The organism is Chryseobacterium sp. JUb7 (assembly GCF_024806495.1).
In the GTDB taxonomy this organism is placed as follows: domain Bacteria; phylum Bacteroidota; class Bacteroidia; order Flavobacteriales; family Weeksellaceae; genus Chryseobacterium.
In genome coordinates, this window is record NZ_JANUFF010000001.1 from 670,158 (window position 1) to 696,760 (window position 26,603).

At 36.2% G+C, this 26,603-nt stretch carries 21 protein-coding genes; 4 read left to right on the forward strand and 17 right to left on the reverse strand.

Annotated elements, in window-relative coordinates; all coding sequences use genetic code 11:
• Positions 1-346 precede the first annotated feature (346 nt).
• The 8 genes from M2373_RS03130 to M2373_RS03165 all read right to left on the reverse strand — a co-directional run bounded on the left by M2373_RS03130 (position 347) and on the right by M2373_RS03165 (position 9,882).
• Positions 347-1,537 (reverse strand): multidrug effflux MFS transporter, encoded by a 1,191-nt coding sequence (locus M2373_RS03130; RefSeq protein ID WP_259107369.1) that lies wholly within the window; start codon positions 1,535-1,537, stop codon positions 347-349.
• A 124-nt stretch (positions 1,538-1,661) separates the two neighbouring features.
• Positions 1,662-2,477 (reverse strand): AraC family transcriptional regulator, encoded by an 816-nt coding sequence (locus M2373_RS03135; RefSeq protein WP_259107370.1) that lies wholly within the window; start codon positions 2,475-2,477, stop codon positions 1,662-1,664.
• Positions 2,478-2,483: 6 nt separating this feature from the next.
• Positions 2,484-3,410 (reverse strand): ribosome small subunit-dependent GTPase A, encoded by a 927-nt coding sequence (rsgA, locus tag M2373_RS03140; RefSeq protein ID WP_259107371.1) that lies wholly within the window; start codon positions 3,408-3,410, stop codon positions 2,484-2,486.
• 126 nt (positions 3,411-3,536) lie between these two features.
• Positions 3,537-4,616: a bifunctional 3-deoxy-7-phosphoheptulonate synthase/chorismate mutase type II gene (locus M2373_RS03145; protein ID WP_259107372.1), complete on the reverse strand. Its 1,080-nt coding sequence runs from the start codon at positions 4,614-4,616 to the stop codon at positions 3,537-3,539.
• Between the two features lie 1,144 nt (positions 4,617-5,760).
• Positions 5,761-6,846 (reverse strand): DNA polymerase III subunit gamma/tau, encoded by a 1,086-nt coding sequence (gene dnaX / locus M2373_RS03150; protein WP_259107374.1) that lies wholly within the window; start codon positions 6,844-6,846, stop codon positions 5,761-5,763.
• Positions 6,847-6,947: 101 nt separating this feature from the next.
• Positions 6,948-7,574 (reverse strand): TetR/AcrR family transcriptional regulator, encoded by a 627-nt coding sequence (locus tag M2373_RS03155; protein ID WP_259107376.1) that lies wholly within the window; start codon positions 7,572-7,574, stop codon positions 6,948-6,950.
• 6 nt (positions 7,575-7,580) lie between these two features.
• Positions 7,581-8,837, reverse strand: a complete 1,257-nt coding sequence (locus tag M2373_RS03160) for an aminotransferase class I/II-fold pyridoxal phosphate-dependent enzyme (RefSeq protein WP_259107378.1) — start codon at positions 8,835-8,837, stop codon at positions 7,581-7,583.
• Positions 8,838-9,138: 301 nt separating this feature from the next.
• Positions 9,139-9,882: a response regulator transcription factor gene (locus M2373_RS03165; protein WP_259107380.1), complete on the reverse strand. Its 744-nt coding sequence runs from the start codon at positions 9,880-9,882 to the stop codon at positions 9,139-9,141.
• A 102-nt stretch (positions 9,883-9,984) separates the two neighbouring features.
• Between M2373_RS03165 and M2373_RS03170 the strand changes: the two genes are divergently transcribed.
• Complete coding sequence (locus M2373_RS03170; protein ID WP_259107381.1) at positions 9,985-10,632, forward strand: DUF1349 domain-containing protein; 648 nt, start codon at positions 9,985-9,987, stop codon at positions 10,630-10,632.
• Positions 10,633-10,818: 186 nt separating this feature from the next.
• Here M2373_RS03170 and M2373_RS03175 read toward each other — a convergent pair whose 3' ends face one another.
• From M2373_RS03175 to M2373_RS03205, 7 genes are all read right to left on the reverse strand, one after another.
• A complete protein-coding gene (locus M2373_RS03175) occupies positions 10,819-12,402 on the reverse strand; it encodes a hypothetical protein (protein WP_259107382.1) in 1,584 nt (527 codons plus the stop codon).
• A gap of 246 nt (positions 12,403-12,648) precedes the next feature.
• On the reverse strand, positions 12,649-13,908 hold the full coding sequence (locus M2373_RS03180; protein WP_259107383.1) for a hypothetical protein: 1,260 nt from the start codon (positions 13,906-13,908) through the stop codon (positions 12,649-12,651).
• 276 nt (positions 13,909-14,184) lie between these two features.
• On the reverse strand, positions 14,185-15,051 hold the full coding sequence (locus M2373_RS03185; protein WP_259107385.1) for a LysR substrate-binding domain-containing protein: 867 nt from the start codon (positions 15,049-15,051) through the stop codon (positions 14,185-14,187).
• A gap of 68 nt (positions 15,052-15,119) precedes the next feature.
• Complete coding sequence (locus M2373_RS03190) at positions 15,120-16,790, reverse strand: sodium/sugar symporter (RefSeq protein ID WP_259107387.1); 1,671 nt, start codon at positions 16,788-16,790, stop codon at positions 15,120-15,122.
• Entirely contained in the window at positions 16,787-17,845 is a 1,059-nt protein-coding gene (locus M2373_RS03195) for a UDP-glucose--hexose-1-phosphate uridylyltransferase (protein ID WP_259107389.1), read from the reverse strand. Before M2373_RS03195 ends, M2373_RS03190 begins: the two co-directional genes overlap by 4 nt.
• A complete protein-coding gene (gene galK, locus M2373_RS03200) occupies positions 17,829-19,016 on the reverse strand; it encodes a galactokinase (protein WP_259107391.1) in 1,188 nt (395 codons plus the stop codon). The genes M2373_RS03195 and galK overlap by 17 nt, the downstream gene beginning before the upstream one ends.
• Positions 19,017-19,049: 33 nt before the next feature.
• Positions 19,050-20,009 carry an aldose epimerase family protein gene (locus tag M2373_RS03205; RefSeq protein ID WP_259107393.1) on the reverse strand — a complete coding sequence of 320 codons (960 nt, stop codon included), beginning with the start codon at positions 20,007-20,009 and terminating at the stop codon, positions 19,050-19,052.
• Positions 20,010-20,255: 246 nt separating this feature from the next.
• Between M2373_RS03205 and M2373_RS03210 the strand changes: the two genes are divergently transcribed.
• Positions 20,256-21,254: a GntR family transcriptional regulator gene (locus tag M2373_RS03210; RefSeq protein ID WP_259107395.1), complete on the forward strand. Its 999-nt coding sequence runs from the start codon at positions 20,256-20,258 to the stop codon at positions 21,252-21,254.
• On the opposite strand, the gene M2373_RS03215 is transcribed toward M2373_RS03210, so the two are convergent.
• Positions 21,255-22,838, reverse strand: a complete 1,584-nt coding sequence (locus M2373_RS03215) for a Na+/H+ antiporter (RefSeq protein WP_259107397.1) — start codon at positions 22,836-22,838, stop codon at positions 21,255-21,257.
• Between the two features lie 162 nt (positions 22,839-23,000).
• A complete protein-coding gene (locus tag M2373_RS03220) occupies positions 23,001-23,849 on the reverse strand; it encodes a hypothetical protein (protein WP_259107399.1) in 849 nt (282 codons plus the stop codon).
• Positions 23,850-24,202: 353 nt separating this feature from the next.
• Here M2373_RS03220 and M2373_RS03225 point away from each other — a divergent pair, with 353 nt between their 5' ends.
• Together M2373_RS03225 and M2373_RS03230 are read left to right on the forward strand one after the other, a co-directional pair.
• On the forward strand, positions 24,203-25,177 hold the full coding sequence (locus tag M2373_RS03225; protein ID WP_259107400.1) for an AraC family transcriptional regulator: 975 nt from the start codon (positions 24,203-24,205) through the stop codon (positions 25,175-25,177).
• A 125-nt stretch (positions 25,178-25,302) separates the two neighbouring features.
• Positions 25,303-26,502 carry an MFS transporter gene (locus tag M2373_RS03230; RefSeq protein ID WP_259107402.1) on the forward strand — a complete coding sequence of 400 codons (1,200 nt, stop codon included), beginning with the start codon at positions 25,303-25,305 and terminating at the stop codon, positions 26,500-26,502.
• Positions 26,503-26,603 lie beyond the last annotated feature (101 nt).

Here is a 26,603-nt window from a genome sequence, read left to right on the forward strand (position 1 = left end):
TAACATAAAAATAACTTTTATTAAGAAATCGTAAATAATTTTTGGCACAGTAATTGTTTATTCTATTGCGATTCTCATGTTTAATTTGAGTTTTCATGGTTATTAGTTTTTACCCAGCTTCGGCTGGGTTTTTTTATTAATAGCCAGTAGCGCAAATTTTCAGCATTACCTAATCATAAAAATGATAAGAATAAGATTCTCAACACATTATTGCTTCTTTATCAATCATTGAAGTCTTAAAATTTAATATATCGTTCATTTTGTGACAGAAACACTATAAAATAACCTGCCAAAAAACATCTCATTGTCAGATATTTTGTCATCACTTATATCTGCTTGTCATATTTTATGTCATCCTTTTTTTTCGTAAAAAGGTGTTATATGCAAAATAAACTCCTATTATTGCCAATACAGTACGGGAAATAATCATTGGCATTATAGATTTTGATTCTAAAAGACCCACAATTCCGGACATGATAAAGGTGATCATCAACTGCATAAATCCCATCAACGCTGCGGCAGTTCCCCTTCCTTCTTTAAAAGGCGACAATGCATGCGCCGTCGTAATTGGAAAAAGCAGACCTACAGCAATGAGTGAAATATATAAAACAGCGACTTCAAGACTTACATGAAGTCCACTCAATGTTATTATTATATGTAAAAAGCTCATTAAAAAAAGGAGAATGGCAGCTGACAAAAGTATTTTAAAGTCTTTAATTCTCTTCATTAATTTTGGCGTTATATAAGCTGCAAAAATAAGTGCCATCGAATTAAAAGCGAATATAAAACTAAACACGACACTGGAAAACCCATGAATCTCCATAAATAACAAAGGCGCATTGGAAATATAAATAATAAGAGATGCAAACGCCACACTTCCGATAATTGTGTTGTTCATAAAATCTCTATTGGAGATAATCTCTTTTAACTGATTCCCTAACTTTATTTTGGCTGCGTCCGTTTTCGAAGAGTTGATACTTAAGTTGGTTTCGGGAACATATTTTACAACTAATAGCAATGTCAAGGCTCCTAAAATGCTCAAAAAACTAAAAGCACTGTTCCATCCCCAAAATCTGAGGAATACACTTCCCAGCAATGGCGCCACAATGGGAGCAATGCCACTGATCTGTGATTGTTTTGAAAAAATGGTGACTGCTTTTTCTTTGTCATATAAATCAATAACAATAGCTCTTCCGATTACAATTCCGGCGCTCCCTCCAAAAGCCTGGATAAAACGCATTACCCACAATACATAAATATTTTCCGTAAAAACAATGGCCACAGCTCCCAAAATAAACAGAAGCAAGCCAAAATACAACATTGGTTTTCTTCCTTTTTTATCTGATAAAGGTCCCCAAAGCAACTGCCCGATAGCAAATCCTGCAAAAAATATGGAAATAGAAATCTGAATATGTCCGATATCGGTCTGAAATATTTTCGCCATCACAGGAAATGCAGGCAAATACAGGTCGATACTTAGAGATTCTAAAGTGTTTAAAAGCGCTAAAATAAATACAATAATACTGAGGTTTCTCATAAAGAATTTTTAAATCATTACCCATCTGAACAATGGATTTACAACGGGCAAAATTCTGATAAAAAGAACGTTCTTTCAATAAAAGAACTGAAGAGATGCCAGCACAAATTGAGGATTTTCTGACTTAATCTTTACTATTTTTGAATACGTCAGGAGAGTTTCCCGTATGCTTTTTAAAGAAGCGGGAAAAATAAGAAGCATCATTAAAACCTAACTTAAAAGCCACTTCCTTTACTGTTAAAGCACCAAAGCTCAATTCTCTTTTGGCCTCAAGCAAGAGTCTCTGTACAACCATCTTCTTCACCGTCGTCCCCCGTGAAAAACGAACAATATCATTAAGATGATGTGTACTCATGTTTAATCTTTCTGCGTAAAACTTCGTTTCTCTCTCGAAAATAAAATGAGTTTCAATTAATGCATTTAACTGTTGAATCCTAAGCTTATCATTAACTAAAACTTCCTGAGAGTTAAGCTCTTCCGTTATAATGATGCAAAAAGCTTTTAAATACGTTTTAATAAGATTCATCCGGGATTTCCCATGATACTCCTGTCCGAGAAGTTTGATAAGGAGCTGGCAGGTTTGTAAATTTTCAGTATTCAGAAAAAACGGATGTGCACCAGCGGTTAAAAGAGTTTCAGTTTCACAAACCTCTTTAAAAATCTCTCTGCTTATAGCAAAAACATAGCCTTTCTCACCCTGCAGCTTCATATTGAATACCTGTCCGGGCGCAATAATACAGATTTGGTTATTTTTAAGTTGATATCTTTCAAAGTCAAGTTCCAGAAAACTTGTATCTTTAACTTCACTGAACCACAAAATTTCAAAAAAGTTATGACGATGGATATCATGAAAATTTTCAGGATGTCCTGTTTCTAATGTTGTGAACTGAAAATCCTGATAGGAAAGATTATGAATAGGAATCTCTTTTTCCTGACTCATAGAAGTTTATTTTTGAGAAGCCTCTTCCGCTTCATCCATCAGTTTAATATAGGTTGCATACCGGGAATGCTGAATCTCACCTGTTTCCAGTGCATCAAGCACTGCACATTTGGGCTCATTGATATGAAGGCAGTTGTGAAATTTACATTCTTCCCTTTTTTTGAAAATTTCCGGAAAATAATGCTGAACTTCTTCTTTTTCAATATCAATCATCGCAAATTCACGTACTCCGGGAGTATCAATTACATTTCCTCCAAAATCCCAGAAATGCATCTGCGCAAAAGTAGTGGTATGTTTTCCTTTTAAATGAGTATCTGAAATCTCAGAAGTTTTTAAATTCAGATTGGGCTGCAGTGCGTTTACCAAAGTCGATTTCCCACATCCTGAGTGTCCGAAAAAAACAGATGTTTTATCTTTCAGAAGATCCTGAAGCTGATCAAGATTTAATTTTGAATATGAAGAAATTTCTAGAGACTCATACCCTATTTCCTGATAAAGAAATTCTATATCTTTTACAATCTCAATTTCTTCCTCATGCAGAACATCAATTTTGTTGAATAAAATTAATGGGGTAATGTTATAAGCTTCGCAACATGCTAAAAACCGGTCAAGAAATCCCAGTGAAGTTTCCGGATGTTTCAGTGTAAAAATAAAACATGCCAGATCTATATTTGAAGCAATGATGTGCGCTTCTTTCGAAAGGTTTACAGATTTTCTGATCAGGTAATTTCTGCGCGGATCTATCTTCGTAATCCAGGCGATATCATCCTGTTCCAATTGAAATTCAACAAAATCACCTACAGCAAGAGGATTGGTCAGTCTCGTTTTTATTAACTTGAATTTACCGCGAATTCTGGCTTCAAAAATTTTATCTGTTTCCATTTCTAAAACCTGATACCAACTTCCCGTAGATTTAATGATTTTTCCTTTCATATTTTAAGATGCTGCAAATATAAGCAATTAGGGCTTAGGTTGTAGGACTTAGTTGATTTCATCCTGTAAAATCATACCCTAAATCCTATTCCCCAAGCCCTTCTAACTACTATTATTTTTTAAAGATTATCTGTCGATCATGATACTGTTCTGTACCTCAATAGATTCTTCATGAATTGCTTTGAAAACTTTTTCTATAAAATCCTGAGACATGCCTGTTTCCCTGGCTTTCTGAGTCGCATATTCCGTAATAACTTTCCAACGTTCCGGCTGGAAGATTGCGATATCATTCTCTTTTTTAAGCTTACCTATTTTCTCTGAAATTTTCATTCTTTGTGAAAGAAGCTCAATTAACTGGAAATCGATGTCAGAAATCAGCGTTCTGTGTCTTCCCATATCTCCCTCAAAACCTGCAAAACCTGTATTTCTAACTTTCAGATTAGAGATTAATTCTGCCAAAACTTCCGGTGTAATTTGCTGTGAAGCATCACTCCATGCTTCATCTGGATTGCAATGTGTTTCGATAATTGCTCCCTGGTAACCTACGTTTAGCGCTTCCTGGGTAATATCTGCCAGGCCTGTTCTGTTTCCGCAAATATGAGAAGGATCAATCAGCATCGGAATATTCGGAAACTGGCTTTTGAAGTCTAATGCAATCTGCCAGTTTGGATTATTTCTGTATTTCGTTTTCTGGTAAGTAGAGAAACCTCTGTGGATGACCCCTAAATTTTTAATATCCTGTCCCAGAAGTCTTTCCAAAGCACCTATCCATAATGCTAAATCCGGGTTTACAGGATTTTTAACAAGAACGGTTTTGTCTGTTCCTCTCAATGCCATTGCAATTTCCTGGACGGTAAAAGGATTCACGGTAGAACGTGCACCAATCCAAAGGATATCTACATCGGCTTCCAGGGCAGCAAAAACATGGTGTGCATTAGCTACTTCAGTTGCCGTTTTGAAACCGTATTCTTCTTTTACTTTTTTTAACCAGTTTAAACCGATCACTCCCACTCCTTCAAATCCGTTCGGTTTTGTACGCGGTTTCCAGATTCCAGCACGGAAAATAGGAACACTGGCATTGGTATCTTTTATCCTTTTTGCGGTCTCCAGCATCTGAGCTTCACTTTCCGCGCTACATGGTCCTGCAATCATCATGGGTTGTGAAAACTCATTGATCCAGTCGTTTTTCAAATCTTTTAAATTCATATCAATAATTTTTTTATTTATTCTTTATTTTAAAATTAAACACAAATAATTCTTGCATTATAAAATTTACTTTACAATTCTTTCAAAAAAATGCCGTTAAAGTTTTAAAGGAATCAGGAAATAATAAAAGAAGGTTTATGTATTCCTGTATTTTTTGAGAAAGAAATTTAAATTAGCTGTACCAATAAAATCGGTAATAACTTTTAAAATTTCTTTGATAACTAAACGAAAAGCCAAAATAACCGCTAAAATAATTAGCAGTTGCAAAACCAAAAAGGTTTCCATAATTGGACTTATGTGAGATAAATTTTTCCACTTTTATACTGTGAATCGTCTATTCAAGCTTTTCGAATGATGATTTGTTTTTGTCAGAAAATGATTTTTCGTACAAATATTTGACAAATATATAAAATTTATTTAAATATTTAATTTTTTGATAATATTAAATCGATGTTAAAAAATAAAAAAATTGGATATCAATAAATAGAAAATGAGTAAGCGTCTGATTTTCCACAAATTATATACTTTCCTAAAAATTAAGTCAGATCAAACTTCATTAAATCATCCAAATCTTTCAATAATGGATTTTTTTCGATGAATTTTTCGAAGACTTTTCTTTTAGTCATGACTTCGATTTTAAGATTTTCAAAATCTCTTTTGTATTCAATTTCGATTGAGAAATTATGGACTTTCGTTTTAAAATGATTGAAAAACTCCCTGCTGACCTTATCGAACTCCACTTTTGCAGAATCTGAGGGATATAAAACTGTAATCAGATTTTCAGTAGATTTTATAAGCTTAAAGCCTTTTATGGCATTAAAAACAAAGGTATCTTTTCTTTGAAGCTGTTTTAGTAAAAGAGTCCATTCCTGTTGTAAATCGGTTTCTGTAAAATGATTCTGAGGCAGGTTATCGGTTTTTACCGTAGCTTTTTCTTCAACTTCTACTTTATCTTCTTTATTGATAAAAGAATTGATACTGAAACCGGTAGAAATTCCGGATCTCGATAAAGGTTTGGATGTTTTTTTGATTTCCTGAGGAGCGGGTTCTGCAGGAGCTGGTTTCTCAATTATCTCTGCCTTTTTTTCCTGAGGTTTCGGAGCAATATTTACTTCCTGCTTTTCGCTAAGAAACGGTGCTAGTATTAAGAACTTTTTTTTTTTGTAACGTCTCCATTAGCCGTCAAAGAAGCCAATTGCATCAATGCAATTTCTACCGTAAGTCTTGGGTTTTTAGAATTCTTATAATTGATGTCTGCATGATTACAAATCTCAATGGCATCAATCAGCTGCTGAGCATTCCATTTCTGGGCCTGCTGCACAAACTTTACTTTAGTCTGCTCCCCTACTTCAATGAGTTCTATCGTAGATTCGTTCTGGGCCATCATTAAATCTCTGAAATGATTTCCGAGACCGGCAATGAAAATATGAGGATCAAAGCCTTTTTTTACAATTTCATTAAAGGCAAAAAGCACTTCAGGAATCTTATTCTCTTTGGCCAGATCTACCATCGTAAGATATTGATCGTAATCCAGAATATTTAATACCTCTGCCGCTTTGGCCAGTGTGATATTTTTTTGGGAAAATGTCGAAAGCCTGTCAAAAATCGACAGTGCATCTCTCAGTGCTCCGTCGGCTTTCTGAGCAATCAGATACAGCGCATCATCTTCGTACTGAATATTTTCTTTCTGAGCAATCGTTTTTAAATGCCCCTGAATATTTTCAATGGTAATTCTTTTGAAATCATAGATCTGACAACGCGATAAAATCGTAGGAATGATTTTATGCTTTTCTGTCGTTGCCAAAATGAAAATAGCATGAGCAGGCGGTTCCTCAAGTGTTTTAAGGAAAGCATTGAAGGCAGCAGAAGACAGCATATGAACCTCATCGATAATATACACTTTGTATTTACCTACTTGGGGTGCGAAGCGTACCTGATCTATCAATTCACGAATGTCATCAACAGAGTTATTGGACGCGGCATCTAATTCATAGATGTTATAAGCAAAGCCGTCTTCTGAAACGGAACCGTCTTTTTCATTAATTTTTCTGGCCAAAATTCTGGCGCAGGTAGTTTTTCCTACTCCACGGGGTCCGCAAAACAGTAAGGCCTGAGCCAACTGGTTTTCTTCAATAGCATGTTCTAAAGTATCCGTAACATGGGATTGCCCAACAACAGTGTCAAACTCCTGAGGGCGATATTTTCTTGCAGATACGATGAAATTTTCCATTGCCCAAAAGTAAGAAATATAGTTCTAATTTGAAAATATAAAGTTTTCAAATTTTGTTTAAAATATCATTTTTCTGAACATTGGAAAATTTCCACGCGATTTTATTTTTTCTGATAAGCAAAGTCAATCAACTCAACGATTGCTTTCTCAACTTCCTGTCTACCTTCATCAGTTTTCATGTCTATACCACAGAATTTGTTGGCATTATACCCTGTGTACAGATTTAAATAATAAGCCCCGGAAATGATCAAAGCCATAATAGCCCTGTATCTTGTAGCATCTTCGCCAAAATAAGGATCGGTGATGTTTTCAAACAGCATACCTCCCGCTTCTTCGCGTTGTTCAACTAATTTTCTAAGAATTGGCTTACTTTCAGAAAGCTCCCAAAGAATGATTTTTTGAAGTTCTTTATTTTTCTTTAAACTTTCGAATTGGTTCAATACCGCCAATTTAGAAAGTTCCTGACCTCCATCTGAAAGATCTACTTCAACATTCTGATTGATTTTGCTCCAATAATCCTGAGATCTGATATATTCATCAATCAGTTTTTCGGTGCTTCCAAAATATTCATAAATAAGTTTTTTATCAAAACCGGCAACGGCCGCAATTTTACTTACTTTAAGACCTGAATAACCTTTAACTCTTAAAATTTTTCCAACGGCTGCAAGGAGCTTTTGTTTGGTTTTTTCCTTATCCCTTATCGGGCCTTGCACTACTTTTCTAGGCATATAATATTATTTTTTTGCAATATGCAATTTATTGTTTATATCTTCAAACGCATTGAGCGTTTTATCAAGATGTTCTTTTTCATGTCTGGCCATTACACTCATCCTGATACGTGCGTCTTTTCTTGGTACGGCAGGATACAAAATAGGGTTTGTATAGATTCCTCTTTCTATTAGTAGCCTTCCTACGTCACCTGTTACATACGGATCACCTATTTTTACCGGAACAATTGCTGAACAGGTAGTTCCTGTATCCAATCCGAGCTCATTTAATCCTTTTTTGAAATAATTAATATTCCACCAAAGCTTTTCTCTCCATTCAGGTTCTTCATCAATCAGATCAATTGCTTTTATGATTCCTAATGATGAAGGCGGCGCTGTTGCCGAAAAAATCTGCTGACGTGACTGAAATCTTATAAGAGCAGTTATTTTTTTATCTGCAATTACATATCCACCCAGGTTTCCGAATGTTTTACTGAATGTTCCGGTGATAATATCTACCTTATCCAACAAATCGGTGTCTTCCAAAGTTCCTCTACCTGTTTTCCCAAGAATGCCAACACCATGTACATCATCTACCATCAGGAAAGCATTATACTTCTTTACCAGTGTATAAATCTCTTTTACATGAGAAGTATCACCATCCTGGGAGTACACACCATCGATCACCACTAGCTTTGTACGGTATTCGCCTTCTGATATCTTCAAAATGTGTTCCAAAGCTTCCAAATTATTATGAGGAAATGTCTTTTTATTGGTATAAGCACATCCCTCATGTACACTCGCATGTACAGCCATGTCTAAAATAGCAATATCCTCCTTCTGCATTAAAGCCTGCAATGTCGCACTATTAGCGGTATATCCCGTTGTGAAAATAGCTGCCTCCTCTTCTTTTCTTCCAAAAAAGGTAGCAATTTTTTTCTCCAGCTTATTATGATAGTCAAAATAACCTCCAATAAGCGGTGTTGCCCCTGTTCCAGTACCATATTTCTCAATCCCTTCTATAGCAGCCTGTTTTACTTTGGGGTGCTGGGTAAATCCTAAATAATCACTGGAAACAAAACTTACGTAATCTTTTTCCTGATTTCTGATATTTACATTCACTACAGAGTTGGTACCTGTGGTATTTTTAAGTCTGTAATTCATGTGGCCATTTGACTTCATATGATCCAGGAACTCATAAAAAATCTCTGCTCTTTGAGATATATTATGGTCCGGAATATTCTCGAAATCCTTAAATGTTGCTGTTGTAAAGTCTATGCTCATCCTTAATTATTTTAGTTGTTTGAAGAAACAAATATATGACTAATAAGCGGGTGAAGCTTTTAATTTTTAATTAAAATTTATTATGCATACAACATTTAAATCATATGAGCTGAAAATCAATTTATTTCGCACACAATAGTGAATTTTATTATCTATTCTCAATCATGGAATTATTTTTAATGATTATCTATTAAATTTAATAAAAAGAATATTACGTTACTATTATTAAGAAAAGAAAATATTCATTATGAATATAACAAATTAGTTTACAGCAAATTAAATTACACAAGAAACGTCAATATTAACAAAAATTATCATTGAAAGCCTGTACGGAGTTCTTCACCTTCAGTTTTTCAAGAATATTTTGCCGGTGCCGGCTCACTGTATTGATACTTATTGAAAGAAAATCTGCAATTTCTTTACTCGTGAAGCCTTCTCCTACATACTTTAAAACCTCCAGTTCTCTCACCGATAAAATATTTTTAAAGTTTAATCTATCCTCTATCAGCACATCTCCTTTTATCGAGTTTACAATTAAGAATTCGGGTGTCATGCCCGAAGACTGATCAATCGAAACAGTATAAAGACAAAGGGCAAATCTCAGCTTTTCATTTTCCGGAGAATAAATATAAAACATTTTGTGCTGAACGAATGTATACTGATCATTTTTATCCTTCATCCGGATCCGGGACAAAACATGATAAGCAGAACGTTCTGTACTCTTCAAAGAATCTATCATCTTAAAAAAACGCAGTTCATGAATATACTTTTTAAGTTTATCATCCGGGTGAATTTTTTTCAGAATCTCTTCCTCCCATATAGATTGGATCTCCATCGGATTATCTTTAAATTTTAAGCCCAACACTTCTGCAGTTTCCGAAGAATAAACATAGCTTTTATTTTCCTGCATATCGCTGAGTACTGCAACAGCATTTTCGAGCTGAGTATACATCAATGCAGCCTGTTTGTAGATACCAATATCTAAACTACAGATTTTCAAACCCTTATTCAGTAATGTTTTATTGAGTTTTTCTACGATCTCCATAAAATGGTTATTTATAAGTATTGACGGAATACCTGTTTAGTTATAATTTTGCTAAAATAACGATTTGCGATCAGTTATCTTTAAATGAAAGTCAATTGCAGAATGAAAAGAATTATTTTAAGTTGTTGTTTATTTTTTCTTACTCAGCAAACCTTTGCGCAGACCCTGGAAAAAATGACGTGGTTTAATGAACCCGAAAAATGGGAAATCAAAAACAATAAAATGTCTATGATGGTAACGCCTCAAAGCGATTACTGGAGAATTTCCCACTATGGGTTTACTGTTGACGATGCTCCTTTTTATTACACCACCTATGGCGGAGAGTTTGAAGCGAAGGTAAAAATATCCGGAGATTATAAAGCCCGATTTGATCAGATGGGACTTATGCTGAGGATTGATAAGGAAAATTATATCAAAGCAGGAATTGAATTTGTAGATGGTAAATATAACCTGAGCACCGTGGTAACCCATACCACAAGCGACTGGAGTGTGATTACTTTAGATAAAACACCTCCAGCAGTCTGGATCAAAGCCGTTAAAAGACTTGATGCAGTTGAAATTTTTTATTCTTTTGATGATAAAACTTATATCATGATGAGAAATGCCCATTTACAGGATAACAGTCCGGTAATGGTGGGGCTAATGGCTGCCTGTCCTGACGGGACTGGCTTTACTGCGACTTTTGAAAACTTCAGAGTAAAACATCTTCCGGATGAACGCCGCCTGAAATGGCTTGAAAACCACAAATAACAAATGATTGAATTACATTCAATATAGAGTCAATTTATTTCACCTCTCAATATTTTTTTGAGAGGTTTTTTGACTCATTTTTAAAACAAAAAACCGGATATCGACATCCGGTTTGTATTTGTGTATATTAGAATCTTTGTGCCAAAAATTAAGATTATCTTTGAGGGGAAAGTAATCTCATGAGTATTAATTCATTCTGGTAAGAACAATAGTATAGTTTTTGGAAACATTGCCATTATTAGTTATATTGATCGTTCCAGCTGAAGGCATAGCCAAGGTATAGTTAAACGCAGTACCATTGCCGCCATCCTGGCAAACTACCACCCCGGTCCATGTTGTAGAAATACTCGTTCTGCTATTTTGAGCAAATGTCGGCGATTTTGATGTTGATCCACTTCCGATATTTCCACCCAGTCCATTAATCGAATAAAAGCCATTTCCTGCTCTCGCAGTCACATAGAACTCTGCAACAGAACTATCGACACAGCCGTTATAAGATGTTACGATAGCTTTATAAATAGCTCCATCCACCATATTGGTGATTAATGTACCTGTAGCACCACTTGCTATCGCCGCAGTTGTATTTGCAATTACACTTCCATAGGTAGAAGTGGCAGCTTTAACTAAAACTCCGGTAGGATCAGAATAGACAGGATTTACTACTGTCGTACCAGCCGCTGTATTTATTGCTCTTACCCTTGTGTTACCATTCACATCAAGCAGTTCAGTAGGTGATGCTGTACTAATTCCTACATTTCCGCTTCTAATAGAAATAACCCCGCCTGCAGAATTATTAACAATGGCTCCTCCTAATGACAGATCTCCATTATCATTAAACACCATTCTTCTTACATTGTTGATACGGTCAATAATTTCAAAAGAATTTGATGAACCTGTTGTTCCGCCAGTTGAAGGAGATAACGCCCATATAGATGTTCCGACACTGAAACGGGATTCACCACCGTCTACATGCAGTCTTCCTCCCGGGGCTGCAGTTCCGATTCCAAAATTTCCATTAGGTCTCAGAGTAGCCACCGTCGTTAGAGTCTGTCCGTCTCCATAAGTACCGACAGCGTTGGCTCCTACTTTAAACTGTAAGCCTGTTTCTGCTCCTGAAGCATTGATAGCGGGTGCCGAAGTATTGGAAAGGTCAATCCATAGATTATCCCAGCTTCCACTTCCCTGACTTCTTTTAATCCCGAAATAATCTCCTACAATATCAAGTTTAGCTGCTGGTGCAGTATTTCCTATTCCGACTCTTCCTAAATTATCATCTGTAAGATACATAAGCTCATTTGGAGTGATTCCCACACTGAAAGAAAGATATCGAGGTCCACTGTTGCTGGCGCCGGTATTTACATCTCCGAAGTTTATTCGGGCAATTCTTCCTCCGTTGATGCTTGAAGAGGTTCTCATATTAATCCCGAAATTATCTGCCCTGTTCCCATAAGCATAAGTATCCTGACCAATATTAATATCCAATGCTTCTTTCGTTGTTGCGGAAGTGATTGCTGCATTAAAATAACCACTTCCTTCCACATCCAGTTTACGGGTAGGAGAAACAGTTCCTATACCCACATTTCCACTGGTTGCTATTGAAAAATCATTGGCTTGTTGAGCTGCGGTTGGCGTACCTGTTGCCGGATTGTCTTTTCCGCCATCAACGGTAAATGCTCCAATAGGATTAGGAGTATTGATCCCTATCTGTGCGCTAATTTTTACCGTAAAGACTGATGCAGCCAGTACGAGAGATAGTACGGTTTTTTTCATAAGTTAAAAGTTTTTTATATAATTATCTGATTCATCGTAAATTTAATATTTATTTGCTAATAAATCTATTTTTTTTCGTTAAAAACTCAATATTAATCAAATTTATTAATTGAAAGTTAAATATTACATACATATCAGAATAAAAAAACCGGAATCGACATCCGGTTTGTATTTGTGTATATTAGAATCCTTGTGCCAAAGTTAAGATTATCTTTGAGGGAGAAATAATCTTGTAAAAGAAACAGTTTAATTTATTCGGGTAAGCGTGATAGAATATGCTCTGGCAATATTTCCATTGTTGGTCACGTTTATTGTTCCCGCCGAAGGCATTGTTAGAGTATAATCAAATGCAGTACTGTTTCCACCGTCTGCACAACCTGTTACCCCGGCCCATGATACCCCAACAGTAGATTTTACTGATTGTGCAAAGGCAGGGTGATTATTGGAAGGCGAAGCAATAACCAGCAGCCCATTTTGACCATTTATGGCAAAATAACCATTGCTAGAAGAATTCTGAATCATAAAATCTGTCATTGCAACAGCTCCACAGGCATTACCTAAAAGAACAGTAGCTCTGTAAAGAGCACCATCTACCATACCAGTAATCAGAGTTCCGGTACCACCACTTGCTACTGATGCTGATGTAGCACTTGTAACTCCTCCAAGGGTTGCCGAAGCTGGTTTTACTAAAACACCAGTAGCATCAGCATAAACTGGCGTTACTACAGTAGAACCGGCTACTGAGCTCATTGTCCTTACTCTAGTTGTGCCATTTATATCCAAAGTATTTGTCGGAGCAGCGTTATTACCAATTCCGACACTTGTACCGACAGTACTTATAGCCGCATTGGCTCCGGCTGTACCAAGAGTTCCTCCCATGAAAGTATTACCATTTTCCTGTAATATGATACGGCGGACATTATTGGTACGGTCAATAATACTGAACTGATGGGTAGGAGATGTTGTTTCAGAAGCGAGTCCCCAAGTAGAGGTTGTATTACTAAGCCTCACCTCTGCTCCTTCAACATGAAATTTAGTCGCAGGGGCAGCTGTTCCGACTCCCATATTACCATTCGGCCTCATAGTTGCCACAGTTACCAATGTTTGACCATCACCATATGTCCCCGCAGTATTAGATCCTACATTAAACTGTAATCCTGTTTCAGCACCTGATGCATTGATAGTAGGTGCCGAGGTATTGGAAAGATCAATCCATAAATTGTCCCAACTTCCACTGCCAGGACTTCTTTTAATTCCAAAAGTATCTCCTACAATATCCAGTTTCGCTGCTGGTGCAATAGTTCCTATTCCTACACTACCGGTAGCAGCAACTGAAAAATCATTAGCTTGTTGCGCTGTAGTAGGGGTACCAGTTACAGGATCATCTTTGGCACCATCGACAGTAAATGCACCAATTGGATTAGCAGTATTAATCCCTATTTGAGCACTCATTTTAAATGTAATGGCCGAGACAGCCAATACAAGAGATAGTACGGTTTTTTTCATAGACTAGTAGTTTTATATTAAGTATTGTGAATTATGTAAATTTAACAAAATTTTATATAATAAACTGATTTTTTTCGATTTAATTGTAAAATTTTAACTAAAAATGTAAATTAATAATCAAATATATTTTATTAAAAATATCAACAATAAGTGAGTAATTTATAAAACCGATAGTCTTTTGAGACTAAATATGAAACAATACTTTTAATATTCCATAAATAGTGATTTTTTATAAAAATGATTTTTAGAGTTCGCAGAATATATAAAGTTTAATTTTTACCGATGCAGAAATTGATAGAAAACTTTCATTGCTTTCTTTTCGTAGGCATCTTTTAATGAAATCAACATGGCTGTACGGATCATATTTTTACCTTTGATGGGAATGGTTGTCAGTTCATCTTTTTCGGTTACCGTAGTCTGAGCCAGAATCGTGTACCATTTTCCACTTTTTATCAATTCAAGTAAGGTGGGAATATCATTGATTTCAATCAGGACTTTAGGCTTTAACCCACTGTTTTTAAAAGCTTCTGTTACAAATTTTGTGGTACTGTAGCCTTTTGTGGGAAGCGCCAGTGGAAGGTTAATAATTTCTTTTAGAGTTATGCTTTCTTTCCTGATAATTGCCGCATTTTTTGAAACCACTAAAGTCATTGGTGAGGTAAATAACGGAATATATTTAAACACTTCTTCCCTATTCCCTTCTGCAAAAGTAAGCGCAAAATCGAGTTCAAGATGATGGAGTTTTTCGATCAGCTCAGAAGTTGTTCCAAATACAATATTTACTTTTACTTCAGGATATTCCACCGAAAACCGGATCAGTGCTTCAATCAAAGTGGAACGCATCCCGTAAGTAACTCCAATATTAAGCTCACCACTTTTAAGCTCTTCCAGATCTCTCAATGCCAAAAAGCCTTCCTGGGATTTCAGAAGGCTCTTTTCTGCATAGGCTGAAAATATTTTGCCGGCTTCGGTAAGTGAAATTCTTTTTCCAATCCTGTTAAACAGTGGAATTCCCAATTCTTCTTCCAGTTGTTTAATCTGTTGTGAAAGCGTACTCTGGCTGATGTACAGATGATTAGCCGCTTCAGTAAAATTAAGTAATTCTTTAGCTTTAAGAAAATAACGAAGTTGTCTGAGTTCCATTTTGCAAATAGGTTTTATCGATGAATAATTTCATAAAAACACTTTTCACAAATTTAGAAATTTATCATTTACCAAAAGACCGTATATAAAACAACAAGTACTGTTATAATGATTATACTTCCAATGGTAAAACTTCGATTGGTTTTAAACATCGAGATATCAACCTCCAAACTATTGACCTGCAATCCCTTTCTGGTTTCTTTGAGGCTGATGAAAATCATTCCCAGAACACACATGATAAATACTACCGCCATTCTGTCTATAAAAGGTATCTCGTAGATGCCATTTGCGTTCGGAACTGCAAAACCAATGAGGTTTAAAAACGACAAATCAGCTATCATCGGCAGAAATTTTAAAATAACGGAGAAAATAAAACCTCCGATAGTAGCAAACAATGCAGCATTCGAGGTCGTCTTTTTCCAGAAGAAGCCTAAAATAAACATCGCAAATACTCCGGGACTTACAAAACCTGTATATTCCTGAATGTACTGAAAGCCGCCTTTTTTATCAATTCCGAGAAACGGAGAAACAATAATAGCAATGATAAAAGAAGTGACAACAGCGATTTTACCGATCTTCACCAGATTTTTTTCGGAAGAGTCTTTTCTGATATATTGTTTGTAAATATCCAGAGTAAAAATGGTGGCAATACTGTTTGCTTTCCCGGCCAGTGAAGCGACAATAGCAGCAGTAAGAGCTGCAAATGACAAGCCTTTGAGACCTGAAGGCAGCAAATTGAGCAATGTAGGATAAGCACGATCCGGATTTAAGCTTCCATCCTGTATCATCTCCTGCTGGAACAGTCCTTTTTGATATAAAACATAAGCGGCAATTCCGGGTAAAACGACAATAACAGGCATTAACAGTTTCAGAAAAGCCGCAAAAAGAATTCCGGTTCGGGCTGTTTTAAGGTCTGCGCCCAGGGCTCTTTGGGTGATATACTGATTGCAGCCCCAGTAATTGAGATTTACAATCACCATTCCGCCAATCAGCACAGAAATTCCAGGCAAATCCAAATAGTGGGGATCTGTTTTTCTGAAAATCATATGAAAATGTTCATCAGCATGCTCTTTCATTAAGGCCAGTCCTTTTCCAAATCCGGAAAATCCAAATTCTGAAGATACCAGAGTGACGGCAAGATAAGTAGTCACCAATCCGCCGACAATCAGGAAAAAAACCTGAATAACATCCGTATATCCGATCACTTTCATTCCTCCCAGTGTGATCATCACCGCAAATAAAGCAAGAAACCCCATACACAGTGCTAGATTAAACCCTGAAATACTGTTGAGCGCCAAAGCCCCTAAATACAGTATAGACGTAAGATTCACAATAACATATAACATCAGCCAAAAAACAGACATAATCAAAGCTACTTTTTCGTTGTACCGTTTATGAAGATACTGTGGCATCGTATAAATTTTATTTTTCAGATACACCGGAATAAAAAATACAGCAACTATAATCAGCGTAAAAGCAGCCATCCATTCATAAGTTGCAATCGCGAGTCCCATACTAAAACCGCTTCCGCTCATTCCGATAAACTGTTCTGCACTGATATTACTCGCAATCAATGAAGCTCCGATAGCCCACCAGGTAAGTGATCCTTCTGCCAGAAAATAATCTTTACTGTCTACTTTTTCGCTCTTCTTTTTCCTGAAAATATAAATTCCATATACAACAATGATAATGAAGTATAATGTAAATACAATGTAATCAAAAGTGGTTAATTTGCTCATATTTCAGATAAGGCTTTATAATGAATATCGGATAGATTTCTTAATACTTCAGCGCTTTGTTCAGGGGTAATATCACGCTGTGACTCGGCAAGCATTTCATAGCCGACCATAAATTTCTTTACTGTTGCAGACCTCAGCAACGGCGGATAAAAATGCATATGAAAATGCCATTCCGGATGAGGTTTCCCATCGGTCGGAGCCTGATGAATTCCTGCAGAATAGGGAAATGAAACCTTAAAAAGATTATCGTATTTTATCGTTAAAGTTTTTAAAATACTGGCATATGCTCTCTTTTCATCATCCGTAAAACTGATTATATTTTCAATCTTTCTTTTACTGACAATCATTGTTTCATAGGGCCAGGTTGCCCAAAATGGAACCAGCGCTGCAAAATGATCATTTTCAAAAACAATTCTTTCTCCGGCCTGTAATTCTTTAGCCAAATAATTTTCAAGAAGAGATTTTCCATTCATCTCAAAATATTTCTGAAGATTCTCCTGCGTTTTTACCACCTGAGTCGGAATAGATGACTGTGCCCAGATCTGCCCGTGGGGATGCGGATTGCTGCACCCCATTACACTTCCTTTATTTTCAAAAATCTGAACATAATTGATAAAATCGACATGTCCCAAATGACGATATTCATCCTGCCAGACTTCTACAACATTAATAATATCTTCCAACTGCATTTCAGGAAGTGTGAGACTGTGATCATGTGAAAAACACACCACCCGGTTGATTCCCCTTTCCGGTTTTGTTACAAAAAATTCATCTCCAGAATCTGAAAATGCTACCTCTTCATTGAGTAAAGCTCCAAAATCGTTGTCAAAAACATAGGCTCCCTTATAGTCCGGGTTTTTATCTCCATTCACGCGCATGTTACCCGAACATAAATAACACGAAGGGTCGTGCTGTGCAGGTTTTTCAACAGACATTTTTTCCTGCTGACCCTGCCAGGGGCGCTTTGCCCGTTGCGGAGAAACCAGAATCCATTCATCCAAGAGCGGATTATATCTGCGGTGCGGATGATCTTTATGATTAAATGCTGTATTCATTTTCTTTGTATTGATGGGTTCCGTCGGAAATTTTCACTTCATAAACATTCATCTCGATGTCGTAGGCTTTTTTATACTGATTTTTCACCTTATCAATTACCTGTCGGACATCATTGGTTTTAATCAGATTAACAGAACAGCCACCAAAACCTCCGCCCATCATTCTTGATCCTGCCACTCCTTCCAATTTTAAGGTCTCGTCAACCAAAAAATCAATTTCTGGACAGCTGACTTCATATTCTTTTGAAAGACCGTGATGGGTTTCGGTAAGAAGCCTGCCCAGTTTTTCATAATCTTTACCGGCAAGCGACCGTGCTGCATCTTCGACCCGTCTAATTTCTTCAATCACATAAAGACATCTTTTGTATACTTTATCACTCAGTTCATCTTTTACAGCGTTCAGCATTTCCCGACTGCAATCTCTGAAAGTTACCATCTCCGGAAAATGGTTTCTGATGATCCTTTTACCTTCTTCCACCTCTTCTCTTCGATCATTATAGCCTGAAGTAAGATGGGTATGCTTTATACAGCTGTCAAAAAGAATTAAACTGTAATCTTCCAGTTTCGCATCAAAATATTCGTATTCCAGAGAATCACAGTTTACCATAACAACTTTGTCATCCTTTCCAAAAACAGAAGCAAACTGATCCATCACCCCGCAGTTGACCCCTACAAAATTATTTTCAGCTTTCTGCCCGATCAGAACGATCTCCTCCTTTGTAAAATTCAGATTAAAAACGTTGTTCAGAGCATATGCAAAGCCACACTCCAAAGCAGCAGAGGAAGAAAGTCCGGATCCCATAGGAATATTCCCACTGAATACCATATCCAACCCTTTAAGTTTTTTTCCTGTATTATTAATTTCATCAACCACACCCAACAGATAATTCACCCAAACGGAAGGAGCTTTTATCATCTCATCACTTATCGTAAATTCATAAAAATCATTAAAATCATGAGCTATAATTCGGCAGATATCCGAATCTTTTCTTTCTGTAATGGCAATGCAGATATACCTGTCGATTGCTGCAGGAAGGACAAATCCGTCATTATAATCTACATGCTCTCCAATAATATTGATTCTTCCCGGTGATAAAAAAATACTTTCCGGAGGATCTCCAAAATGATGCTGAAAAGCCCTTTTTGTCTGTTGTACAAGCTGATTTTTCATCGTTCAAAAGTTTTTAAAATTAGTATCTGATTTTTAGTTTATTTCAAATGTAAATTTGATTTCGTTGGAATATTTTTCTCCAGGTTTAAGAATCCCGCTTTTGAAATTTTCATGATTCGGAGAATCGGGAAAGTTCTGTGCTTCAAAACAGATTCCGCTGGTATGATGATATACTGTATTTTCTTTTCCTGTGATGTGATCACAAGAACCTCCTACATAGATATGGACACTTGGCTGATTGGTTTCAACTTTAAGCGTTAACCCGTTTCTTTCATTAGTGAGTATCGCTGCGGTCTTTTCTCCTCTTAAAACAAAAGAAGTATCTATTTTTGCAGGACAGGTTTTTAAAATCGAAAAGTCGAAGGGGGTATCCTGTACTGTAAGAAAATTTCCTGTAGGGATCAAATCATCATCAGATTCCAGAACTTCTTCTGCATTAACCTGCATTTTTAAGCTTCGCACATCGCCCTGATGACCATCAAGATTAAAATATGAATGTTGGGTGAGATTGATCAGAATATCTTCTTCAGTAACTGCCTGCAGAACGACATTCAATTCATTTTTATCATTCAGGCTATACTCTGCTGTTATTTTTGTTTTAAGATCATTAATGAGGATCTCATATTGTATTTCAGATTCGAATGCTGAAACCAGATTCCAAAACTGATTGCTGAGATTTAAACTTCCCCCGTGTAGGTGATGCGGTCCATGATTCTGTTCAAGCTGTATTTCCTGAATTCCGTTCTTATATTTTCCAAAATGAACTCTTCCGGCATGAGGACCTACGACGGCACCTAAAAAAGGTTTTGCCACAAGCATAAAAGATTCGGCATAGTCTTCAATAGTATCAAACCCTAAAACAACATCCAGATTTTCATTTTCAGAAACGGGAATTGTAAGGGAAGAAATAACAGCGCCAAAATCACAACATGTAATTTCGACGCCGTTTTTGTTCTTTAGTGTTCTAAAAAACTGTTTTTCTTTTCTCATCATTTGTATTCTTAGCGTGTTTTTATGATAAGCCACATATTAACTATGTCAATCATAATAATTTGGTTAAGATATAAACATTCAATACATTTACCGACCAATACCTACCGGTTTTTCAGTTTTCACTACCGGTTTTTATGGTGAATATATTTAATAACATGAGGATAAAAGTTTCGCTAAAACAGTAATTATAGAGTATTTAATGACATTTATAGCTTTTCATATCTCCAGACCGTAAAATAAAAGTTTATGAAAATTATTAATATCGACCGTCAAATTTCAATTCCTGTTTATAAACAAATTGTAGAAAGTATTGAAACTGCCATTATGGAGAAAAGACTCTTCCGTAATGATAAGCTTCCGTCTGTCAACAAGATTTGTATTGAATATCAGATTTCAAGAGATACCGTTTTCATGGCCTATGAAGTTTTAAAGAAAAAAGGAATCATAAAAGCTATTCCGTCCAAAGGATATTACATAAAAACTGAAGATTTTAACTATGACAAACGCTATTTCCTTCTTTTGGATGAATTAAACATTTTCAAAGAAGATCTGCTCAACTCTTTTCTGGACGGTCTTAATAACAAAGTACAGGTGGATACTTTTTTTTATCACTTTGATCTCGGAATGTTTCGGAAATTAATCCTTGACAATATCGGAAATTATTCCAAATATATTATTTTACCAGCCAACCTTCAGGGTGTGGAAGATATTATCCGGCAGCTTCCTGAAGAAGATGTTTATATTTTGGATCAGATGCGGGATTCACTGCAAAATTATTCGGGTATTTATCAGAATTTTACGGAAGACATCTTTAACGCACTTAAATCCTCTCTTTCCCTTCTGGAAAAATATCAGCATTATATTTTGATATTTCCGGGGAATAAAGAGCCCATCGATATGGTAAACGGTTTTGTGAAATTTTGTAAAGCCTATAAAAAGAAATACTCCATTATTTCCGGACTGGAAAAACATACGCTAAAAAAAGGACAGGTCTTTCTCATCCCCAATGATCGCCAGCTGGTGGAAACGGTGGAAAAATGCAGAGCAAAAAAATTAAAAACCGGAAAAGATGTAGGCATCATTTCATATAACGAAACGCCCTTAAAAAAAGTTGTCGAAAATGGCATCACCACCCTATCCACAGATTTTTCGGCTATGGGAAAAAGACTTTCGGAGATTGTTCTAAAAAATGAAAAAATTCTGATCGAGAATCCTTCAAAACTATATCTGCGGGGTTCTTTATAATTAATGAATCAACCCGATTCTTTCTTCTTCCAGATCGATCTGTAATAGATGCTTCCTGATGATATGCTCGTCGTAATGCTGGTTTTTATCATGATTCTGAGCGATAAGCCACTGCCTTTGCTGATTTAAAATATCCAGATAAGCCAGTCTCACTTCAGGAGATATCTTAATATCAGCACCTTCTTCCAGCTTTCCGCGCCATTTTTCATGAATCTGCTGCAGAAAAGGACTTTTTTGGAATACCTCACCATAATTATTCGTGATATGCACCAGTGTAAATTTTGCCATTTCTCTTTTCAGTAATTCATCCGCCTCATCATCAGGAAGATGATCATCAAAAGAAGGCATATTTACTTTTTTAATCAAATAAGGAAGCGTTAACCCCTGTACCAATAAAGTCGTTAAGATCACAATAAACGTAATGAACAGAATCAGATTTCGCTGAGGAAAACCGGGACCTCCCGCATATAACTGAGTCGGGATAGACAACGCCGCAGCCAGAGAAACGACCCCACGCATTCCGGTCCAGCCCATAATAATCGGAGCTTTAAAACCCGGACTTCGGGTATCGGCGACATTAATATAATTTCGTGCAACCAAGGTAACAATGACAGCTCCATAAGCAGATAAAATTCTGACGACAACCAAAACGGCTGTTACCAGCAATCCATATCCGATAGCAGAAGAAAGACTTACCCCTTCCAGTCCTGAAGTAATCTCAGGAAGATCGAGACCAATGAGTACGAATACCAGACCATTCAGCACAAAAGCAAGACTTTCCCAGACATTCACTCCGCGTATACGAGATGAGGTACTTAAAAAAGTATGCCTGTGATTGGATAATAATAATCCTCCGCTGACAACCGCTAAAACCCCTGAACTGTGCACCTCTTCAGCTGCCATATACATTACATACGGAGCAACAATCGTCAGAATAGTATCCATATTGGCATCTGTCGGAAGGTATTTCTGACCTTTCATAAACAACCAGCCTATCAGCAGGCCGATACCTATTCCGCCAATAACCATCCATGAAAAATTGAGGGCTGCTTCATACCAGATAAACTGCCCTGTAGCTACCGCAATCATAGCAAATCTAAAAATGATCAGCGAGGAAGCATCATTCAACAGGCTTTCCCCTTCTAAAATAGAAGACATCCTTTTAGGAATTTTCACAAACTTTAAAATCGCACTTGCACTTACCGCATCAGGAGGAGAAACGATACCTCCCAACAAAAATCCCAGAGCAAGAGAAAATCCGGGGATAAAATAATTGGCAACAAAGGCAACAGAAATTGCTGTAAGAAAAACCACCACAAAGGCAAAACTTCCTATAATACGCCGCCATTTCCACAATTCTTTCCATGAAATAGACCATGCTGCTTCATACAGTAACGGAGGAAGAAATATGATAAAAATAAGCTCGGGATCTATACGGATCATAGGAATTCCGGGAATAAAACTTATCATTAATCCGGCCAGTACCAGTAAAACGGGATAGGCCACCTTAATTTTATTGGCCAGCATTATAAGCAGAATAATCGCTACAATCAGCGACAAATAGAAAGGGAAGTTTTCTATCATATTGTGTTGGGGATTTTAATCTTACAATGATAAGGATTTTGATTCTTACAATCAAGCAGTTGTCTCAATATGATTTTATGTTAACAAAACCAATAAAAAAGGAGACCTCTGCCTCCTTAACTTTTATGATGATCATTTGTATCCCTTCAAAAAGAATTATCATTAATATAACCTTTGTACGGATAAAAATAATTCTCTGGTATTATCTGCTGTATTTCCGTCTGTGGTGGTAGCATTACTGGATCCCGCCGTAGATTTATTATCAACCCGGAAAGCATAGTATACTCGGTACCATCTCGGTTCAGGTTCCTGAAGTGTAATATCGAAAGTCACTGTTTCATTGTGAGTCTGTGAAAGATAAACCCCGTCATCAAACTGTCTGTAAGCTCCCGGGGAAAGTTTTATATTTCCATTATCCGAATCTCCGGTATGCGTAGACATTTCCGAAACCCACATTTTAATATCTCCGGTTCCCACATTATACAGTCTCGGATTAAAGGTTGTCACTGCACCATTTCCGGATGAATTACCATCAAATTGGGCATCCAGTCTTAAAACCCCACCTAAAACAGGAAGATCACTCAGATAAGTGCTTGCCAGGATATTCGCTCCCGAAGTACTGGCAGGAATACTTCCGTGGTAATAAACCAATTCGCCCACGACAATATCATCATCTGTACCCCCGAATGCAAATTTCCAGGTTTCTCCGTTATACATATAGTATCCCGGTTTGTCAACCTTTGCAGTTTTTAACGAAGGGGCTGTAACTGCCTGCGTTACATAAACCAAAGCTCCAATCTGATCGTTTTGATAAACAGCGTCTTTTGCCCTTAACTCATCTCCGGTAAGTTTCGGGGCAATTACCCCATCCGGAGAATCTGCAGCCGAAGGTTTTCCAACTACGTCTAACGTAGCTTTTGGAGACGCTGTATTGATCCCAACCTGGGAAAATACAGATATTGAAAAAAAGCTCATCATGACAGCACACAAAGATAATTTCATCTTCTTCATTGTTTTATATTTATTGTTTTTCTGATCTGTTTCTTTTATTTCCTACCACTTCACTATCTTTGCATAAACATTACATATTAATCAGTTATTTAGTTGATTTAATAAAGCATAAATGAATTTTCGGGATAAAAAATATTTTTGAAGTCACAATATCTGAATATGTGATTGAAATTTTACAGGGACAAAGTTACTGGGATAATCAAATCAATTTTGAGCTCTCTCAATGAAATTCTAAAATTCATTTATAAAAACACAAAACACTATCAGTCAAAACATTAAAGCAATCATTTTTGACATTTGACTGATAAAAACACAAATAAAAAAATTTGACTTAACTTAACACAACAACACTGATGGCTGAGGATTATTCGAAAACTCAAAAAATAGAAAAATATAAAAGAGAACTCATCCGGAATTATATGATTCTGATGGCTGTTGTACTTTTTATATTTGCTATTATTTTCAATTTTTTCATTGAAGATAAAATAATGGCGTGGTATACTGCAGGAGGATTATTTCTGTTAGTTTATTCTTTTATTATCATTCGCAGAAATTATTCAATCAATATTTTAGTTCATTCCTATATTATTATTGCGACTATTTATGACTTTTATATCATGCTTGCTTTTTGGAACAACTCGGTTGCCAGCTTTGTATGGCTGATCCCTATTCCACTTGCGGCTTATGTCTTTTTTACCCGGAAATATGTTATCCTCTACAGTATTTTTGTTCTGTTCTGTATTATTTCAGGGTTTTTGATCTCAAATTATTTTGATTTCAATTTTATAAAACACAGTACGGATGATATTAAAATTACAGACACCATTCTGGTGCTTTCAAATGTTGCAGTCATTTCTCTGATTATTTATTATAAAGACAAGATCAGAAAAGTGGAAGTTTATCATGAAATTGAGGAAAAATACAAGACAGAATCTAAATTTGTTACTCATGCAGAAAATGAGCTGCCTGTTCATGATGAATTATTTGACAGAATAGAACTGGTCATGAAAGAAAAAAAACTGTTTAAAGATGTCAATTTCAATATTTCAAAATTATCGGCTGAGCTGGAAGTTAACAACAGTTATATTTCAAAATCAATAAGAAATCAGGGCTATTCCAATTTCAACAATTACCTTAACTTATACAGGATCAACTGTGTAAAAAAGCTTTTGCAGGAAAATGACCTGGAAAAAGTAACCCTTATGTATATTTATACGGAAGCAGGGTTTTCAAATCAGTCTACTTTTAACCGCGTTTTTAAACAGATTGAAAAAATTACACCTTCAGAATACATCCAGAATACGCCTACATCTGCCACTTCTTACTAATCGTTTTTTCCGATGAATATTATCGAAATAAAGCGTTTTACCAATCAAAAATAATTCAGGAACTTTACCTCTATAAAATTCCGCTAAAAATTCATTTTTAAGAGGGATTCTAACGTCATTACATCATGAATACGACAGAAAAAGCAGACAGACAAAGTAAGCGTTTTCGATATATAAAACTTTGTATCTTTTTTTCGGGGCTTTCGGTATTTGCACAGCTTTATCTCTTCCAGCCTTTGCTTCCGATGGTCACAGAGCACTTTCATACGAGTGTAGGTGACAGTTCGTTACTGGTTTCATCAGCAACTATTGGCATGGCTCTGGGTTTATTCTACTTTGCTTTTAAAGCCGACAGTTATTCCAGAAAGAAACTGATGATGTTTTCATTATTTTCATCAGCTATTCTTACCATTATTTCAGCATGGATCCCAAGTCTGACGTTGCTTATTTTTATTGGTGTCTTAAAAGGTTTTGTAATTTCCGGAGTTTCTGCGGTGGCTCTTGCCTATCTTACCGAAGAAGTTGAAGCAGGTGTTGTGGCATTAGCGATCAGTATGTATCTCAGTGGAAATACCATTGGTGGAATGAGCGGAAGAATTTTAGCAACCATCCTTGCGGCAGAATTCGGCTGGCAGAATGCCGTTTTAATCATAGGCCTTGAAAGTTTAGTGCTGGGAATTATTTTCTGGAATTTTTTTCCGGAATCAAGATTTTTCAATCCTCAAAAAACGGATTATTCTTTAAAAATGAAGCAAATGAAAAGATTCTTAACAGACTCTTATATGCTTCGTCTCTACATCATCGCAGCACTGTTAATGGGAAGCTTTGTAAGTGTTTATAATTACCTGACCTTCAGACTTGAATCCACTCCTTTTTCATTAAGCCACTTTTTCATTGCATTTATTTTTCTGATGTATACTTTCGGAGTATTCGGAACGATGATTACCAGCAGACTGTCCAAAAAATTCAATCAAAATACTATTCTGAAAGGAGCTATTCTATCAATGCTTTTCGGGATTATATTTTTGATTTCTGAAAATCTCTATCTTGTTATTTTTGGACTTGGCCTTTTTACCCTGTCTTTCTTTGCCGCCCATACGATGGCCAGCCAGATGACCGCTTTAAGAGCTAAAGACGGGAAGTCTTCGGCAACTTCAATATACTGGCTTTTTTATTACTTCGGATCCAGTATTCTAGGAAGCGGGACCGGATATATTTTACATGCCACTTCATGGACATCGTTTATTATCATTCTTATAATAGCCATATTAACTGCTTTGATTCTCACCCTAAATACTTCATTTCAAAGACTGAAAAAAGCATAGACATTTCTTTAAGATACCACACACATACCATATAATTATTTTTTTATAAAATCATGATTATGATAGTATTTTCAATATATTACTCTAAATCATTTGTTTAC